Below are 573 nucleotides of genomic sequence, written 5' to 3' on the forward strand. Positions count from 1 at the left end.
ATCGCCTCTGACTGCCTAGGCATCCACCGTGTACGCTTAGTCACTTAACCTCACAACCCGAAGATGTTTCCATCGTTCGTGCTGCAAACATTTGAGAGACTCTATGACAGGTTACTCTTCATCCCAATACATCTACGGAGGGATAAATTTCAGCCGTCATGTTTCAATTTTCAGCTTGTTCCAGATTGTTAAAGAGCAATATCTTAAACATGACTCGCAAGTCATCTTTAAGATTTTTTCGGCCTGTCGTGACCGGTGATAATGTCTTTCACTCATTATCGGAATGGCGTCCCCAAGGGGATTCGAACCCCTGTTACAGCCGTGAAAGGGCAGTGTCCTAGGCCTCTAGACGATGGGGACACGAAAATCCGATTAAACTGAATAACTTAATCGGTTCGTATCAGCATGAATAACTCATGGCATCAACAGGTAGCGCTTTGCTCGTTACTTTTTCATCAGACAATCTGTGTGAGCACGCCACTCGAATCAATATCTTTAGGTAAGGAGGTGATCCAACCGCAGGTTCCCCTACGGTTACCTTGTTACGACTTCACCCCAGTCATGAATCACAAA

Annotated in this window: 1 tRNA gene and 1 rRNA gene; both read right to left on the reverse strand. The window is 45.2% G+C overall.

From position 1 onward, the window contains the following. Positions 1-284: 284 nt before the first annotated feature. Positions 285-360: transfer RNA gene (locus ACJ8HT_RS24165), tRNA-Glu, on the reverse strand. Between the two features lie 140 nt (positions 361-500). After that, positions 501-573 (reverse strand): 16S ribosomal RNA (locus ACJ8HT_RS24170); the annotation flags it as partial.

This window comes from Serratia sp. CY44782, assembly GCF_052168715.1.
Lineage (GTDB): Bacteria > Pseudomonadota > Gammaproteobacteria > Enterobacterales > Enterobacteriaceae > Serratia > Serratia nevei.